This window comes from Xanthomonas cucurbitae (assembly GCF_002939885.1).
Taxonomy (GTDB): Bacteria; Pseudomonadota; Gammaproteobacteria; order Xanthomonadales; family Xanthomonadaceae; genus Xanthomonas; species Xanthomonas cucurbitae.
Map to the genome: position 1 here is coordinate 1 of NZ_MDED01000170.1, position 275 is coordinate 275.

Here is a 275-nt window from a genome sequence, read left to right on the forward strand (position 1 = left end):
TCATCGGGTGCTTTTCTATCGTCGTTATCCGGGTTCAGCCACACCGCGCCGACAGGCGTCCAGTTACGCGTGGCGCGTCCGCGCCAGCGGCTTGGATGACGCATGGCGGCCTCCCGGTACACGTCCGCGCGTGCGGCCAGGATGGCCTGGTCGCGTCGCTCATGGCGCTCGTGCGGCGTCACAAATCGGATGCCACTGTGGCGGTGCTCGTTGTTGTACCAGTCCACGAAGCCCGCCACCCAACTGCGCGCGCAGGTGATGTCGGTAAACGGCCT

1 pseudogene is annotated in these 275 nt (G+C 66.2%); it reads right to left on the reverse strand.

The features are described 5' to 3' along the window. Window positions 1–275, reverse strand: a pseudogene (locus XcuCFBP2542_RS19690) (IS3 family transposase); the annotation flags it as partial.